The following is a 15,787-nucleotide window of genomic DNA, read 5'->3' as shown; positions in this document are numbered from 1 at the left end:
GGGGCGGGGAGGGATGGCCGCCGGTGCTGTTGTCGAGAAAGCCGAACCATGCAGCCGAGGATCGCGCCGGCCGCGTTGAGCAGGACTACCTTGCCGCGCCGTCGGCCGCAGGCCTTCCGGCGCCGTCGCGCCGGAGCCTGCGCGGCCTCGACTGGTTCATCTTCTTCCTCGCCGACGTGCAGACCGGCTTCGGCCCCTTCATCGCGGTCTATCTGACGACGGAGAAATGGACGCAGGGCCAGATCGGCCTCGTGCTGTCGATCGGCGGCATCGTCGCCCTGATCGGGCAGATGCCGGGCGGGGCGATCATCGACGCGGCAAAATCCGAGCGGCTGGTCGCCGCCCTTGCCATCGCGACCATCGGCTTTTGCGCGCTCGCCTATGCCGCCATGCCGATCTTCCCCGTGGTCGTGGCCGCCGCGACGCTGCATGCGGCCGCGAGCTGCGTGCTGGGCCCGGCGATTGCCGCGATCAGCCTCGGCCTCGTCGGCCCGCTCGCGATCGGCGAGCGGCTCGGCCGCAACGCGCGGTTTGCCTCCCTCGGCAATGGCGTTGCTGCCGCCGTGATGGGCACGGCCGGCTATCTGCTGTCGAGCCGCTCCGTCTTCCTGGTCACGTTCCTGCTCGCAATCCCCACCCTGATCGCGCTGTCGCGCATCCGCGAGGAGGAGGTCGACATCGCGCGCTGCCACGGCGAGATGCCGCGCGAGGCGAAGGATCACGGCGACACCAATGTCTGGCACCTGGTTCGGCAGCGGCCGCTGATCGTCTTCGCGCTCAGTGTGCTGCTGTTGCAGCTGGCGAACGCCGCGATGATGCCGCTGATGGCGAGCGCGGTGACGGCGCGGTCGAGCCAGTGGGCGACGGTGCTGGTCGCCTTTTGCATCGTGGTCCCGCAGGCGATCGTGGCGCTGTTGTCGCCAACCGTCGGGCGCAAGGCGCAAGCGTGGGGCCGCAGGCCGCTGCTGCTGATCGGATTCGGTGCGCTGGTGATCCGCGGCCTGCTGTTCGCGACCGTGCGCGATCCGTATCTGCTGGTCGCGGTGCAGGTGTTCGACGGCATCACCGCGGCGGTGTTCGCGGTGATGATTCCGCTGATCGTCGCCGACGTCGCCTTCGGCAGCGGTCACTTCAATCTGGCGCAGGGCATCGTCGGCACCGCGACCGGCATCGGTGCGTCGCTGAGCACGGCGCTCGGCGGTTACGTCAGCGACAAGTTCGGCAACGCCACCGCCTTCATCGGCCTGTCCGGCGTTGCTGCGACGGGGCTCCTGCTGATCCTCCTCGTGATGCCGGAGACCCGGCGCAGGCTCTGAACCACAAAAGAAATGGCCGGCCGAAACGGGTTCGGCCGGCCAAGTGGGTGGGGAGGAAGAAGATCAGGCGTCGAGATTGTGCAGGCGCTGGCGGTTGCGCAGGACGATCTGGCGGGCGCCGGAGAAGCCGAGAATGCCCTGGGCCTGAAGCTGCGACAGTGCGCGCGACACGGTTTCGAGGGTGAGGCCGAGATAGTCGCCGATATCGCGGCGGCACATCGGCAACGCCATCATGCCGGCGACGGCGAGGCGGCGGTCCATTTCGAGCAGGAAGGTCGCGACACGCTCCATCGCGGTCTTGCGGCCCAGCAGCAGCATGTGGTCCTCGGCGTGGCGCAACTCGCCGGCGGTCATCGCCCAGAGCTTGCGGGCGACCTGCACGTCGATGCCGGCAGCCTTCTCGAGGCTGGAGCGCTTCACGAGGCGCACGCTGGTGTCGATGATGGCCTCGGCGGCGAGACGGTGGGTGGCACCGGATTCGAGGCCGAACACGTCGCCGGGAAGATGGAAGGCGCCGATCTGGCGGCGGCCGTCGGAGAGAAGCTTGTAGCTGCGCACGGCGCCTGACACGACCTGGTAGACATATTCGGCCGGCTCGTCCTCGCCATAGATCTCCTCGTCCTTGCGGTAGGAGAACTCGGTGGCGACGAGACCGACATGGCCCGTGATCGCACCGAACTGGTCGGACACGTGATGGGGCGGTGCAATCTTGCTGCCGTTGATCTCGGTCTTGATCGTCTGCGTGTTGAGCGTCTCGGTCAGCATCTGCGCCATCTCCGTTGTGATGACGCATTGGTACGCGGTATCGGGAGGTTCGAAAATTTCGAGCGATATCTTAAGGGGGTCTACCTACGTAGAACCCCGTAGGTCACGCCCGAGGCCGGTCCTGGATGGCGCGGCGGATGCGCTTGACCAGGTTTTCGTCGAGGAGCGGCTTCAAAACCACGTCTTTTACGCCTGCTGCGGCGGCCCGGGTCGAGATGTTCTCGTCCGGATAGCCGGTGATCAGGATCACGGGCGTGTCGCTGTCGGATTTGCGCAGACGGCCGGCGAGCTCGATCCCGTTGATGTCCGGCATCTTGTAGTCGATCACGTAGCAGTCGGCCCCGGGCGCGCCGCCGGCATTGAGCAGCGCCGTGCCGCTCCTGAAGGTCCGCACGGCAAAGCCGTCGGTTTCCAGCAGGAACCGCAGGGATCCCAGGACGGCGGCATCGTCATCGACCACAAAGACGGTGGGTTTTGCGGGGGACGGCAGCCGCTCGTGATGTGAACTGACCTCGATCATTCTGCTTGACTAGCACAGCAGCCGGCAAGGGCTTTGACTTGCCTCAATCGTTGAGCATGCCGGCGCGCATCGCGAGGCGAACCAGCTCCGAAAGACTGTTGGCCTGCATCTTGGTCATGACGTTGGCCCGGTACACCTCGATGGTGCGCGGGCTGATGTCGTATTCTCGGGCGATCAGCTTGTTGGAAAGGCCGGCGATCAGCCCTTCCATGACCTGACGCTCCCTGGGGCTCAAGGAGGCGACGCGGGCGGCGATATCCTGCGCGACGGCCTCGCTTCTGGCGGCCGGCTCGGCCTGGCGGATCGCCGCTTCGATCATGACGGTGAGGCGGTCGTCCTCGAACGGCTTTTCCAGGAAGTCGACTGCCCCTAACTTCATCGCCTCGACCGCGAGCGGCACGTCGCCGTGACCGGTCATGATCAGGATCGGGAACGGGCTCTGCTGCGCCTTCATCCGCTTCAACAGCTCGATCCCGTCGATTCCCGGCATGCGCACGTCGGAGAGGACGCAGCCAAAGGTGAGGCCGGGCAGGGCGTCGAGAAAGGCTTGCGCGTCGTCAAACAGCGTGACGCCGAAGCCGGCGGAATCCAGCAGGAAATTCAGCGAGTCCCGCATCGCCGGATCGTCGTCGATGACGTAGATATGTCCCTTGGTCGTCATGCATCACTCTCATCGGCTGCCGGTAGGGTGAAGCGGAATGTCGCCCCGCCCGATGCGTTGCTCTCGGCCCACATGCGCCCGCCGTGAGCCTCGATGATCGAGCGGCTGATGGACAGTCCCACGCCCATGCCGGTGTCCTTGGTGGTGAAGAAAGTCTGAAACAGGTTCGGAATGACGTCGTCCTGGAAACCGGTGCCGGTGTCGGACACTTCGACCTCGATCATGTCGTCGGCGACGGGGGTGTTGGTGACGACGAGCTCGCGCCGCGGCGACTGAGCCATCGCTTCCAGCGCGTTGCGGAACAGGTTGACCAGGACCTGCTGGATCTGCACCCGGTCGGCGAGAACGAGATCGGCCCCGGGATCGAGACTGAAGCGGAGCTGCACGTTCTGCTCGCGCGCGCCGGCGAGCCCGAGCGCGCCGGCCTCCTCGATCAGCTTGGACAGGCTCTCGACCCGCTTCTCGGATTCGCCGCGGGCGACGAAGTCGCGCAAGCGCCGGATGATCTGGCCGGCGCGCAGCGCCTGCTCGGCGGCACGGTCCAGCGCGCTTTCGACCTTCGGCATGTTCGGATCAACGCTGCCGGCAAGCAGCCGCCGCGAGCCCTTCATGTAGTTGCTGATCGCCGCCAGGGGCTGGTTGAGCTCGTGCGCGAGCGCGGACGCCATTTCGCCCATGGCGCTCAGCCGCGAGACATGGACGAGCTCGGATTGCAGTTCCTGGAGCCGTGCCTGCGTCTGCTGGTGCTCGGTGAGGTCGCGGACGAAGCCGGTGAAATAGGGCTCGCCGCCGGACTGCATCTCGCCGATCGACAGGTGCATCGGGAAGGTGGTGCCGTCGCGGCGCTTGCCGGTCACGATGCGCCCGATGCCGATGATGTGGGGATCGCTGGTGGTGCGGTAGCGCGAAATGTAGCTGTCGTGCCGGGAGCGGTCGGGCTCCGGCATCAGGATGCTGACGTTCTGACCGATCGCCTCCAGCTCGGACCAGCCGAACAGGCGCTCGGCGGCCGTGCTGAACAGCTGGATGATGCCGTGGCCGTCGATGACGATCATGGCGTCGGGAATTGTGTGGAGGATCGAGCGGAGGTGGGTCTCGCGGGTACGGAGCGCTTCCTCGACCTGCTTCTCCTCGTCGATATCGAGAAAGATGCCGCTGAGATGGCGGGCGGTGCCGGCTTCGTCCCGAATGAGTCCCGCCCGGGCGCGAATCCACTGCCCTCCGTTGGAGGCGCGGGCGACCCTGAAGGACACGTCGAAGCCGCCGCCACGTTCGGAGACGCGCTTGACCGCGCTCTCCACGCGCTCGCGGTCCTCGGGCCTGAGGCGTGACAGGAAGAGGTCGTAGCTGGCCGGCTGATCCTGCGCGATCCCGAGCAGGGTTCGCGCGGTATCCGACCAGTCCAGCGCCCGGGTCTGGAGGTCGAGATCCCAGGTGCCGACGCCGAATCCCTCGATCCGGACCCGGAAATGCTCGCCCCGGCCGTCATCCGGCGGTTGCGTTACGCGGGTCGGCGCCAAGTCGTCACTCCCATTCTCGTGCCGCGGGCCCGGGTGCCGCAACCACCGCGGCAACTTCGCCCAAGCCCGGCCCGGAGGCAAGTTCCGATGTTTGATTCCATTGGCGTAATTCCGGTGGTCCCGGGTGGAAGGCGGTTTGATCTATCTCATCCTGCTTCGCGTCGGCAGCGCTAGATTCCGCACAGTTCATTGCCTCCCGGAGAATCCCGATGACATACGCGACCGTGATGGTCAGCCTGGCGCTCGATCAGTCCAACGAGGTGCGCCTTCAGGTCGCGGGCGAACTCGCCGAGCGGTTCGAGGCAGCCATCGTCGGGGTTGCCGCGGCGCAGTTCACACCGCCACTCTATTTCACCGACGGCGCCGAGGCCCAGCGGCTGATCGACGAGGGCGAAGCGTCCGTCAGGCGGCGCCTGGCGGCTCTGGAGGCGCAATTCCGCGCCGCCACCAGGAATCGCGGCGGGCACGCGGAGTGGCGCAGCGCCATGGATTTTCCGGCGCGATTCGTCCTGGCGCAGGCGCGTTGCGCCGACATCGTCGTCAGCGGCGGGCAGAGCCCGGCCTTCTCCGACGCTTTCGCGCTCGCAAGCCCCAAGGATCTGGTGATGCAGGCCGGCCGCCCGCTTCTCGTTGTCCCCGACGGGGCCAACTGGCTCGACCTGCGCAGCGTGCTGGTGGCCTGGAAGGATACGCCGGAGGCGCGGCGGGCGGTGGCGGATGCGCTGCCGATGCTGCGCAAGGCGAGGGACGTCACCATCGCGGCAATTCCGGAGCGCGACGACGAGCGCTCGGTCGTGATGGCCGGCGCCACCGACGTTGCCGCCTGGCTCGCCCGTCACGGCGTCACCGCGACCGTGCGCATCTCGGAGGCCGTGCGGAACGAACCCGCCGCCGCGCAATTGGAGAAAGTCGCCGGCGACGTCGGAGCCGGCCTGATCGTGGCGGGCGCCTATGGTCATTCGAGGTTTCGTGAGCTGATCCTGGGAGGCGTCACCCAGTCTCTGGTCACGCAATCCACGCGTTGCGTGCTGCTGTCGCACTGAGGGCCGTTCGGCCAAAAGCCATTCGAGGAGGACGCGCCGTGTACAGATTTATTGAGCAGACCGTCGACGGCTACATGACGCGCAACGTCAAAACGGTGCGGCGCGACCTCGACATGCTCGAACTCAGCGAGATGTTCGAGCGCGACGATTTCAACTCCTATCCGGTCGAGGACGACGGACAGGTGGTCGGCATCGTCACCAAGTTCGATATCCTGAAATGCTTCGCCTTCACGCCGAGCCAGATGCTGCCGCGCTATCATGACCTGATGAGCCGCAAGACCGGCGACGTCATGACGCCGGAGTTCATCTATGTCAGCCCCGACACGCGGCTGACGCGCGTGCTCCAGATCATGGTCGAGCACCGTATCAGGAGCATCATCGTGCTCGACAGCGCACAGAAGCTGGTCGGCATCATCGCCCGCGAGGACGTCATCGCGGCGCTCAAGGCGACGGCGCGCGACTGACAGCGCCTCCAGTTCCCGCGATTTCAAACTCCGTGATTTCACGGAAGCAATCGGCCACCGCGTGCGCGGCGCCGGCCGCAGGCGATTGATATGGCTCTCTGATCCGCGATCAGCCTCACATTAACAGAAATCCATCTATCTTGATTTCAATCAATTCCCCGCGAGGGTGGATGTGGTTTCTGGCGCTGTGTTCTTTCAGAGAGAATCCGCGATGAGCCAGCCCTCCATCTCCAAATCCATGACATCAGGTGAAAGCGGCCTGGCTGTCGTGTTCGCAGCCACCGCCTTCCTCTGCGTGATCGCCGCGGCCAAGGCGCTCGATGCACCCTTCGCCTTCCACGCCGCGCTCAGCGCGGCGGCGAGCGTGGCTGCGGTGTTCTGCATCGTCAACCGCTACTTCGAGCGCCCGGCGGCACTGCCGCCGGCGGAGATCAACGGCCGTCCCAACTACAACATGGGGCCGATCAAGTTCTCCTCCTTCATGGCGATGTTCTGGGGCATCGCCGGCTTCCTCGTCGGCCTCATCATCGCCTCGCAGCTGGCCTGGCCTGCGCTGAACTTCGATCTGCCCTGGATCAGTTTCGGCCGCCTGCGTCCGCTGCACACCTCCGCGGTGATCTTCGCCTTCGGCGGCAACGTGCTGATCGCGACATCCTTCTACGTCGTGCAGAAGTCCTGCCGCGTGCGCCTTGCCGGCGACCTCGCGCCCTGGTTCGTCGTGGTCGGCTACAATTTCTTCATCCTGGTCGCGGGCACCGGCTATCTGCTCGGCGTCACCCAGTCGAAGGAATATGCCGAGCCGGAATGGTACGCCGATCTCTGGCTGACCATCGTCTGGGTGGTCTATCTGCTCGTCTTCCTCGCCACCATCATCAAGCGCAAGGAACCGCACATCTTCGTCGCGAACTGGTTCTATCTGGCCTTCATCGTGACCATCGCGGTGCTGCATCTCGGCAACAACCCGGCGCTTCCCGTCTCGGTGTTCGGCTCGAAGTCCTACGTCGCCTGGGGCGGCATCCAGGATGCGATGTTCCAGTGGTGGTACGGCCATAACGCGGTCGGCTTCTTCCTGACCGCCGGCTTCCTCGCCATCATGTACTACTTCATCCCCAAGCGCGCCGAGCGGCCGATCTATTCCTACCGCCTGTCGATCATCCACTTCTGGGCGCTGATCTTCCTCTACATCTGGGCAGGTCCGCACCATCTGCACTACACGGCGCTGCCCGACTGGACGCAGACGCTCGGCATGACCTTCTCGATCATGCTGTGGATGCCCTCCTGGGGCGGCATGATCAACGGCCTGATGACGCTGTCGGGCGCCTGGGACAAGCTGCGCACCGATCCCGTGCTGCGCATGCTCGTGGTCTCCGTCGCCTTCTACGGCATGTCGACCTTCGAAGGCCCGATGATGTCGATCAAGGTGGTCAACTCGCTCAGTCACTACACCGACTGGACCATCGGCCACGTGCACTCCGGTGCGCTCGGCTGGGTCGGCTTCGTCTCCTTCGGCGCGCTCTACTGCCTGGTGCCGTGGGCCTGGAATCGCAAGGGCCTCTACAGCCTGAAGCTCGTCAACTGGCACTTCTGGGTCGCGACCCTCGGCATCGTGCTCTACATCTCGGCGATGTGGGTGTCCGGCATCCTCCAGGGCCTGATGTGGCGCGCCTACACCTCGCTCGGCTTCCTCGAATACTCCTTCATCGAGACCGTCGAGGCGATGCATCCCTTCTACGTCATCCGTGCTGCCGGTGGCGGGCTGTTCCTGATCGGCGCGCTGATCATGGCCTACAATCTCTGGATGACCGTCCGCGTCGGCGAAGCGGAAGTCCAGATGCCCGTCGCTCTTCAGCCGGCGGAATGAGGAGCTCAAGCAATGTCATTCTGGACACGACACCAAGTCTTCGAAAAGAACTCGATCATCCTGATCGTCGGCATCCTGCTGGTGATCGCGATCGGCGGCCTCGTCGAGATCACCCCGCTGTTCTACCTCAAGAGCACGATCGAGGCGGTCGACGGCGTCAGGCCGTACACTCCGCTGGAGCTCGCGGGCCGCAACGTCTACGTCCGCGAGGGCTGCTATCTCTGCCATTCGCAGATGATCCGGCCGCTGCGCGACGAGGTCGAGCGCTACGGCCACTTCTCGCTGGCCGCCGAGAGCATGTTCGACCATCCGTTCCAGTGGGGCTCGAAGCGCACCGGTCCGGACCTTGCCCGCGTCGGCGCCAAGTACTCCGACGACTGGCACGTCACCCATCTGACCAACCCGCGCGCGATCGTGCCGCAGTCGGTGATGCCGGGCTATCCGTTCCTCAGCGCAACCGAAGTGGATCCGGACACGATCGCCGACCACATGCGCACGCTGCGGACCGTCGGCGTGCCCTACACGGACGATCAGATCGCCAACGCGGGCGCCGATCTGAAGGCCCAGGCCGATCCGGACAATGCCGGCTCCGACGCCTTCAACAAGCGCTACGCCAAGGCCGTCGTGCGCAACTTCGACGGCAAGACCGGTACGCCGACCGAGATGGACGCGTTGATCGCGTACCTGCAGATGCTCGGCACGCTGGTCGACTTCAAGATCTACAACGAGAAAGCCAATCTTCGCTGAGAAGGCATCAACGATGAAAGCCATCCTGACCCTCGACAATCTCGCGTCCGATCTCGTGACCACGATCTGGACGCCGGTGTTCGTCGCGATCTTTCTCGCGATCATCGCCTACGCATTTTGGCCCCGTAACAAGGCTGCGTTCGACGAAGCAGCACACTTGCCGTTGCGGGAGGAGTGAGAGACCATGACCGATCATAGCGAATTCGATTCTGTTTCCGGCAAGACGACGACCGGACATGAGTGGGACGGCATCAAGGAGCTCAACACGCCGCTGCCGCGCTGGTGGGTGATCAGCTTCTATCTCACCATCATCTGGTCGATCGGCTACTGGATCGTCTATCCGGCCTGGCCGCTGATTTCGAGCAATACGACCGGGCTGCTCGGCTACTCGACGCGCGCCAGCCTCGCAGTAGAGCTCGCCAATCTCGAGGCGCTCCGCGGTGAGAAGATGGCGGCGTTGGCGGCGGCGCCGCTCGCCGACATCGAGAAGGACCCGGCCTTGCTGGCGCTCGCCCGTGCCAAGGGCAGGACCGTGTTCGGCGACAATTGCGCGCCGTGCCACGGCTCCGGCGGCGCCGGCGCCAAGGGCTTCCCGAACCTGAACGACGACGACTGGCTGTGGGGCGGCACGCTCGACCAGATCATGCAGACCATCCAGTTCGGCGTACGCTCCGGTCATGCCAAGACGCACGAGGGCCAGATGCTCGCCTTCGGCAAGGACGGCGTGCTGAAGGGCGACGAGATCGTCACGGTCGCCAATTACGTGCGGTCGCTGTCAGGACTGCCGACCCGGGCGGGCTACGACAAGGCCAAGGGCGAGAAGGTCTTCGTCGAGAATTGTGTCGCCTGCCACGGTGACGGCGGCAAGGGCAACCAGGAAATGGGCGCGCCTGATCTGACCGACAAGATCTGGCTCTATGGCTCGGACGAGGCCGTCCTGATCGAGACCATCAGCCAGGGCCGCGGCGGCGTCATGCCGGCCTGGGAAGGGCGGCTTGATCCCGCCACCATCAAGGCGATGGCGGTCTACGTCCACTCGCTGGGCGGTGGAAAATAACTGATCAGCAGCGAACGGGGGCGAACAAAAGTGCCCCCGTTTGAGCTGGATCAACTGAAGCAGCGACGTCGGGTCTAGGTTCAATCGCACCCCCTCGAGAAGTTTCAGGTGATGAACAAGACCGTGAACCCGAAAGACCTCACATCGGACGATGACGTCGGGCCCCTCTACGCAGCCCGGAAGAAGGTCTATCCCCAGAGCGTCTCCGGCACGTTTCGCCAGATCAAATGGGGCCTGATGGCGTTCTGCCTCGGCATTTACTACTTCCTGCCCTTCGTGCGCTGGAATCGCGGCCTCGGTGCCCCCAGCCAGGCGGTGCTGATCGACCTGCCCAACAGCCGCTTCTATTTCTTCTTCATCGAGCTATGGCCGCAGGAGGTCTACTACTTCACCGGCCTGTTGATCGTCGCCGCGGTCGCGCTGTTCCTGATGAACTCCATCGGCGGCCGGATCTGGTGCGGCTATCTCTGTCCGCAGACCGTCTGGACCGACCTGTTCTATGCCGTCGAACGCCTGATCGAGGGCGACCGGCGCGAGCGGATGAAGAAGGACAAATCGTCCGACCCGATGAAGCTCGAGCGCATCTCCGAGATCGTGCTCAAGCATTCGATCTGGCTGCTGATCGCCTGGTGGACCGGCGGTGCCTGGGTGCTCTACTTCAACGACGCGCCGACCCTGGTGAAGGAGCTCGTGACCTTCCAGGGGCCGATGATCGCCTATATCTGGATCGGCATCCTCACCGCGACGACCTATTTGCTCGCCGGCTACATGCGCGAGCAGGTCTGCACTTACATGTGCCCGTGGCCGAGGATCCAGGCCGCGCTCACCGATGAATGGGCGCTCAACGTCACCTACCGCTACGACCGCGGCGAGAAGCGCACCTCGGTCAAGAAGGCGGCCGAGCTGCGCGCGCTCGGCGAGCAGGTCGGCGATTGCGTCGATTGCTACCAGTGCGTCGCGGTGTGCCCGACCGGCATCGACATCCGCAACGGACCGCAGATGGAATGCATCCAGTGCGGACTCTGCATCGACGCCTGCGACAACGTGATGACCAAGATCGGCCGGCCGAAGCGGCTGATCGGCTATGACAACGACATCAACATCCATCGCCGCCAGGAAGGCAAGGCGCCGATCTACCGGATCATCCGGGCCCGCACCGTGGTCTACAGCGCGATCATCGCGGCCGTCGGCGGCTTCATGATCTATACGCTCGCGACCCGCAGCCTGCTCGACGTCAACGTGCTGCATGACCGCAATCCGGTCGCGGTCAAGCTCAGCGACGGCTCGATCCGCAACGCCTACACGGTTCGGCTGCTCAACAAGAGCGGCTACGACCGCGTCATCGCGATCGACGCGAACGGTCCGGCCAATTTGACGGTTCACGTCATCGGCATCGATGCGGTGACGCCGGATAGGCCGATGATCGTGATCCCCCGTGACTCCACCAGCGAGCTGCGCCTGCTCGTCACCGCGCCGGCGGACAGCAATCCGGAGAAGTCGATCCCGGTTCACTTCCACGTCACCGATATCGGGCTCGGCGAGGTCGCGTCCGCCACCGACAATTTCGTCGCGCCCTAGGATCGGGAGACAGCCATGGCCTCCAAGCCGCTGACCGGAACAAAAGTCTTCCTGATACTGGTCGCCTTCTTCGGCGTCGTGATCGGCGTCAACGTGACCATGATGAAGCTCGCGATCGCGACGCTGCCAGGCACCGATGTCGACAGCCCCTATGCCGCGGGTCTCACCTATGATCGCGAGATCTCGGCGGCGCAGGACCAGGCCGCACGTAAATGGAAGGTCAACGCCCATATCGAGCGCAGTACCGATGGTGGCGCCGTGCTTCAGGTCGAGGCACGCGATGCCGGCGGCCAGCCGATGAGCGGCCTGAAATTCGGCGGGCGCCTGGAGCGTCCGACCGACAAGCGCGCTGATCTCGCGGTCGAACTCTCCGAGGCCGGCATAGGCATCTATCGCGGCAGTGCCGCTGCCGTTGCACCGGGCCAGTGGGATCTCGTGATCGAAGGCGAAGCGCGCGGCACGCGCGTGTTCCTGTCGCGCAACCGCGTGATCCTGAACTGAAGGACTTCGTCATGCACGTCACGCGGGATTTCTCGCACTACGTTCGGAGCGCGGGCGAGGGTATCAAGCACATCGACCTCGCGGTCGAAGGCGTTCACTGCGCCGGCTGCATGGCCAAGATCGAGCGCGGATTGTCCGTCATCCCCGACGTCACGCTGGCGCGCGTGAACCTCACCGACCGCCGCGTCGCGCTGGAATGGAAAGCGGGCACGCTCGACCCGAGCCGTTTCATCGATCGGCTCGAAGAGCTCGGCTACAAGGCCTATCCGTTCGAAACCGAGAGCGCGGAAGTGGCCGAGGTCGCCGAATCGCGCTTCCTGCTGCGCTGCCTCGGGGTTGCGGCCTTCGCCACCATGAACGTGATGATGCTGTCGATCCCGGTCTGGTCGGGCAACGTCTCGGACATGCTGCCCGAGCAGCGCGACTTCTTCCACTGGCTGTCGGCGCTGATCGCGCTGCCGGCGGCCGCCTATGCCGGCCAGCCGTTCTTCCGCTCCGCCTGGCGCGCGCTGTCGGCCAAGACCACCAACATGGACGTGCCGATCTCGATCGGCGTGATCCTCGCGCTCGGCATGTCCGTGGTCGAAACCATCCACCATGCCGAGCACGCCTATTTCGACGCGGCGATCATGCTGCTGACGTTCCTGCTGGTCGGCCGCTTCCTCGATCAGAACATGCGGCGGCGGACGCGTGCGGTCGCCGGCAATCTCGCCGCGCTGAAGGCGGAGACGGCGGCCAAGTTCGTCGGGCCTGACGAGATTTCACAAGTGCCCGTCGCCGTGATCAATCCTGGCGACATCGTGCTGCTGCGGCCCGGCGAGCGTTGTGCGGTCGACGGCACCGTGATCGAGGGGCGTTCCGAGATCGACCAGAGCCTGATCACCGGCGAGACGCTCTATGTCACGGCCGAGCAGGGCACGCCGGTCTATGCCGGCTCCATGAACATCTCCGGCACGCTGCGGGTGCGCGTTTCGGCGGCTTCCGAAGCAACGCTGCTCGCCGAGATCACGCGGCTGCTCGACAACGCGCTCCAGGCGCGTTCGCGCTACATGCGGCTCGCCGACCGCGCCTCGCGGCTCTATGCGCCGGTGGTGCATGCGACTGCGCTCATCACCATTTTGGGCTGGGTCATCGCGGGTGCGTCCTGGCATGATGCGATCGTCACCGGCGTTGCCGTGCTGATCATCACCTGTCCCTGCGCGCTCGGGCTTGCGATTCCGACGGTGCAGACGGTGGCCTCGGGCGCGATGTTCAAGTCCGGCGTGCTGCTCAATTCGGGCGATGCGATCGAGCGGCTCGCGGAGGCCGACCACGTCATCTTCGACAAGACCGGCACCCTGACGCTGCCGGATCTCGAAGTGATGAACGCGGCCGATATCCCCGCCGACATCTTCAAACTGGCCGGGCGGCTGGCGCTGTCCAGCCATCATCCGGTCGCCGCCGCGGTGGCGCAGGCCGCCGGCGCCAGGTCGCCGATCGTCGGTGCCGTCGAGGAGGCCGGGCAGGGCGTGCGCGCAGACGCCGACGGCGTCGAGATCCGCCTTGGCCGTCCGTCCTTCTGCGGCGCCGAGGCGCTGGTCGGCGGCGCCACGCTCGATCCTGAAGCGTCGGTCGTGGCTTTCAGCAAGGGAGCCGAAAAATTCATCCTCTCGGTGCGTCAGGGCCTGCGTCCGGACGCCCAAGCCGTGATCGCGGCGCTGAAGGCGCGGGGCATCGGCATCGAGATCCTCTCCGGCGACCGCGAGCCGGCGGTGAAGGCCGCCGCCCACGCGCTCTCCATTCCCGAATGGCGCGCCGGCGTCACGCCGGCCGACAAGATCGCGCGGATCGAGGAGTTGAAGCGGCGCGGTGCAAGAGTGCTGATGGTCGGCGACGGCATGAACGATGCGCCCTCGCTGGCGGCGGCCCATGTCTCGATGTCGCCGATCTCGGCCGCGCATCTCAGCCAGGCCACCGCCGATCTCGTCTTCCTCGGCCGGCCGCTGGCGCCCGTCGTCGCCGCGATCGATTCCGCGCGTAAGGCGCTGCATCTGATGCGGCAGAACCTCTGGCTTGCCATCGGCTATAACGTCCTCGCGGTGCCGGTCGCGATCAGCGGCGTCGTGACGCCGCTGATCGCCGCGGCCGCGATGAGCGGATCGTCGATCCTGGTCATGCTGAATTCGCTGCGCGCGCGCAGCGCCTCGCGGGAGAACGCGTGATGGAAATCCTGGTCATCCTGGTCCCGCTGGCGCTGGCGCTCGGAGGCGCCGGCCTCGTCGCCTTCCTCTGGTCGCTCAGAAGCGGCCAGTACGACGATCTCGACGGCGCGGCGTGGCGCGCCATCGCAGACGACGAGCCGCCGCACACGAGGGGCGGTTAAAAAATCGCCGCGCCGACCTCCGATGCAGCATATGGCTGCGGTCAGCCGGGAGCCGACGGTGGCGACACCACCATCTCCGTTTGACATTCGATGCAGCGCGCACTCGTGCCGACGATTTCGCAAGCTTGGTCGCCCGACACAATGTCACGGCGGCATTTCGGGCAGTTATGTCCAGCGGCCCCCGAAGCGAAGTCGTACTGCGGACCGACATAGGCGCAGATCATGTGATGAAGGACCGGAAAAAACTCCAACCTGGCAGAGCCGCAAGCGGGGCACAGCGAATGATCCCCTTCAATCTGCATCGATCGGCACTCCATGCGTCAGCCGCAGCATCGCGTCAGGAAAGTCGCAAGAGGCGGACAAGCGCATCGGCGATGCGGGCGGAAAGCTCTGTGTAGTGCATGCGAATGTCGACCGTAGAGTTCAGCGGCGGGGGTGACGCATCGGGATCGAGGCGGATGCGCGCAATCTGCGTCGCGGGACGGTCTCGCGTTAACAGCTGCTGCCTTCCGCCGTACACGCCGGAAACCGGCAGGATTTCGGCGACTTTTCCTGGAATCCGCCGGTTGCCGAATAGCACGAGGACTTCCTGCCCGATGATGGGATCGATCAGGCGCACATTGGGAATGTACCAGTCCACAAAAATATTGGTTGGATCGAGGATCTCGGCGATCGGAGTACCAGCCACCAGCGATTGGCCGACATGCGCGAGACCTGTCGAAATTATTCCGGCAACCGGCGCAAATATCCGTCCCCGGCCGAAATGGCTCTCTGCCTCATCGAGGCGACCTCGAAGCTGTTGGATGAATTCATCCAGGGACGCAAGCTGAATGGCGGACTCGGCGACCTCTGCCTCCTGAGACACGACCGCTTTGCTGGCTGCAGCACGCTCGCGCAAGACCTCCATGCGAAATGTCACAGTGGCCGCCGACATAGTCGCGACATGTTCCGCTGCTTCCTCGGCTACGCGCTTATATGAGCGCGCCGCTTCGAGGGAGTCCCGAGCGGCCCGAGCCCTTATGCGCAGTTCTGCAGTCCGCCCCGAGATGTCCGCGAGCGCGCGCATGTAAGTTGCGACGATGCTGTCCTGCTCTGGTGATAGCACTTCCCCGATCTCTTCGCCCGCCTTAACCGTGGCGCCAGGCACCAGGTTCATGCGGCTAACCTGCACGGTATAGGGAAGTGAAACCACATGCCGCGGGGACGAGACGGTACCGGGACCGTTGAGGTAGACGAAGGGCGCGCCGAAATAGACGACGAAGAAACCGAGCACGCCGAACACGATGGCCGCATAGGCGATGCGCACGAGCCGACCGGCCGCGCGCCGGCGGCTTTCGACGGGATCAGGAACATTTGGGTCAAGGCGGTTGAGAGTGACATTCATCGCGCCGC

17 protein-coding genes are annotated in these 15,787 nt (G+C 65.1%); 11 read left to right on the top strand and 6 right to left on the bottom strand.

All coding sequences use genetic code 11. The features are described from left to right. Positions 1-23: 23 nt before the first annotated feature. Positions 24-1,316 (top strand): MFS transporter, encoded by a 1,293-nt coding sequence (locus XI08_RS17220; RefSeq protein ID WP_271575306.1) that lies wholly within the window; start codon positions 24-26, stop codon positions 1,314-1,316. A 63-nt stretch (positions 1,317-1,379) separates the two neighbouring features. On the opposite strand, the gene XI08_RS17215 is transcribed toward XI08_RS17220, so the two are convergent. From XI08_RS17215 to fixL, 4 genes are all read right to left on the bottom strand, one after another. Next, entirely contained in the window at positions 1,380-2,081 is a 702-nt protein-coding gene (locus tag XI08_RS17215; protein WP_271575305.1) for a helix-turn-helix domain-containing protein, read from the bottom strand. Between the two features lie 103 nt (positions 2,082-2,184). Continuing rightward, entirely contained in the window at positions 2,185-2,601 is a 417-nt protein-coding gene (locus XI08_RS17210; protein ID WP_271575304.1) for a response regulator transcription factor, read from the bottom strand. A 43-nt stretch (positions 2,602-2,644) separates the two neighbouring features. Then, complete coding sequence (fixJ, locus tag XI08_RS17205; RefSeq protein WP_271575303.1) at positions 2,645-3,262, bottom strand: response regulator FixJ; 618 nt, start codon at positions 3,260-3,262, stop codon at positions 2,645-2,647. Beyond that, positions 3,259-4,782, bottom strand: a complete 1,524-nt coding sequence (fixL, locus tag XI08_RS17200; protein WP_271575302.1) for a sensor protein FixL — start codon at positions 4,780-4,782, stop codon at positions 3,259-3,261. Before fixL ends, fixJ begins: the two co-directional genes overlap by 4 nt. Positions 4,783-4,991: 209 nt before the next feature. Here fixL and XI08_RS17195 point away from each other — a divergent pair, with 209 nt between their 5' ends. From XI08_RS17195 to ccoS, 10 genes are all read left to right on the top strand, one after another. Next, positions 4,992-5,825, top strand: a complete 834-nt coding sequence (locus tag XI08_RS17195) for a universal stress protein (protein ID WP_271575301.1) — start codon at positions 4,992-4,994, stop codon at positions 5,823-5,825. 38 nt (positions 5,826-5,863) lie between these two features. Then, positions 5,864-6,289, top strand: coding sequence for a CBS domain-containing protein (locus XI08_RS17190; protein WP_271575300.1), 426 nt, complete (start codon positions 5,864-5,866; stop codon positions 6,287-6,289). A 211-nt stretch (positions 6,290-6,500) separates the two neighbouring features. Beyond that, positions 6,501-8,150, top strand: coding sequence for a cytochrome-c oxidase, cbb3-type subunit I (gene ccoN / locus XI08_RS17185; protein ID WP_271575299.1), 1,650 nt, complete (start codon positions 6,501-6,503; stop codon positions 8,148-8,150). Positions 8,151-8,162: 12 nt separating this feature from the next. Next, a complete protein-coding gene (gene ccoO / locus XI08_RS17180; RefSeq protein ID WP_092185855.1) occupies positions 8,163-8,897 on the top strand; it encodes a cytochrome-c oxidase, cbb3-type subunit II in 735 nt (244 codons plus the stop codon). Between the two features lie 13 nt (positions 8,898-8,910). Continuing rightward, positions 8,911-9,075, top strand: coding sequence for a cbb3-type cytochrome oxidase subunit 3 (locus XI08_RS17175; protein WP_271575298.1), 165 nt, complete (start codon positions 8,911-8,913; stop codon positions 9,073-9,075). A gap of 6 nt (positions 9,076-9,081) precedes the next feature. Then, entirely contained in the window at positions 9,082-9,954 is an 873-nt protein-coding gene (gene ccoP, locus XI08_RS17170) for a cytochrome-c oxidase, cbb3-type subunit III (RefSeq protein ID WP_271575297.1), read from the top strand. Positions 9,955-10,065: 111 nt separating this feature from the next. Further along, a complete protein-coding gene (ccoG, locus tag XI08_RS17165) occupies positions 10,066-11,532 on the top strand; it encodes a cytochrome c oxidase accessory protein CcoG (protein WP_271575296.1) in 1,467 nt (488 codons plus the stop codon). Positions 11,533-11,547: 15 nt separating this feature from the next. After that, positions 11,548-12,033 carry a FixH family protein gene (locus XI08_RS17160; RefSeq protein ID WP_271575295.1) on the top strand — a complete coding sequence of 162 codons (486 nt, stop codon included), beginning with the start codon at positions 11,548-11,550 and terminating at the stop codon, positions 12,031-12,033. 11 nt (positions 12,034-12,044) lie between these two features. Beyond that, on the top strand, positions 12,045-14,234 hold the full coding sequence (locus tag XI08_RS17155) for a cation-translocating P-type ATPase (protein WP_271575294.1): 2,190 nt from the start codon (positions 12,045-12,047) through the stop codon (positions 14,232-14,234). Next, positions 14,234-14,395, top strand: a complete 162-nt coding sequence (ccoS, locus tag XI08_RS17150; RefSeq protein ID WP_271575293.1) for a cbb3-type cytochrome oxidase assembly protein CcoS — start codon at positions 14,234-14,236, stop codon at positions 14,393-14,395. Before XI08_RS17155 ends, ccoS begins: the two co-directional genes overlap by 1 nt. Before the next feature lie 41 nt (positions 14,396-14,436). On the opposite strand, the gene XI08_RS46340 is transcribed toward ccoS, so the two are convergent. Then, on the bottom strand, positions 14,437-14,697 hold the full coding sequence (locus tag XI08_RS46340) for a hypothetical protein (RefSeq protein WP_442869834.1): 261 nt from the start codon (positions 14,695-14,697) through the stop codon (positions 14,437-14,439). 35 nt (positions 14,698-14,732) lie between these two features. Further along, positions 14,733-15,779 carry an HlyD family secretion protein gene (locus tag XI08_RS17145; protein ID WP_271575292.1) on the bottom strand — a complete coding sequence of 349 codons (1,047 nt, stop codon included), beginning with the start codon at positions 15,777-15,779 and terminating at the stop codon, positions 14,733-14,735. Positions 15,780-15,787 lie beyond the last annotated feature (8 nt).

The sequence above is a fragment of the Bradyrhizobium sp. CCBAU 11361 genome, assembly GCF_028128935.1.
Classification (GTDB): Bacteria; Pseudomonadota; Alphaproteobacteria; order Rhizobiales; family Xanthobacteraceae; genus Bradyrhizobium; species Bradyrhizobium niftali.
Note: the sequence above shows the minus strand (reverse complement) of the source record. Positions and strands in the feature narration are given on the sequence as shown.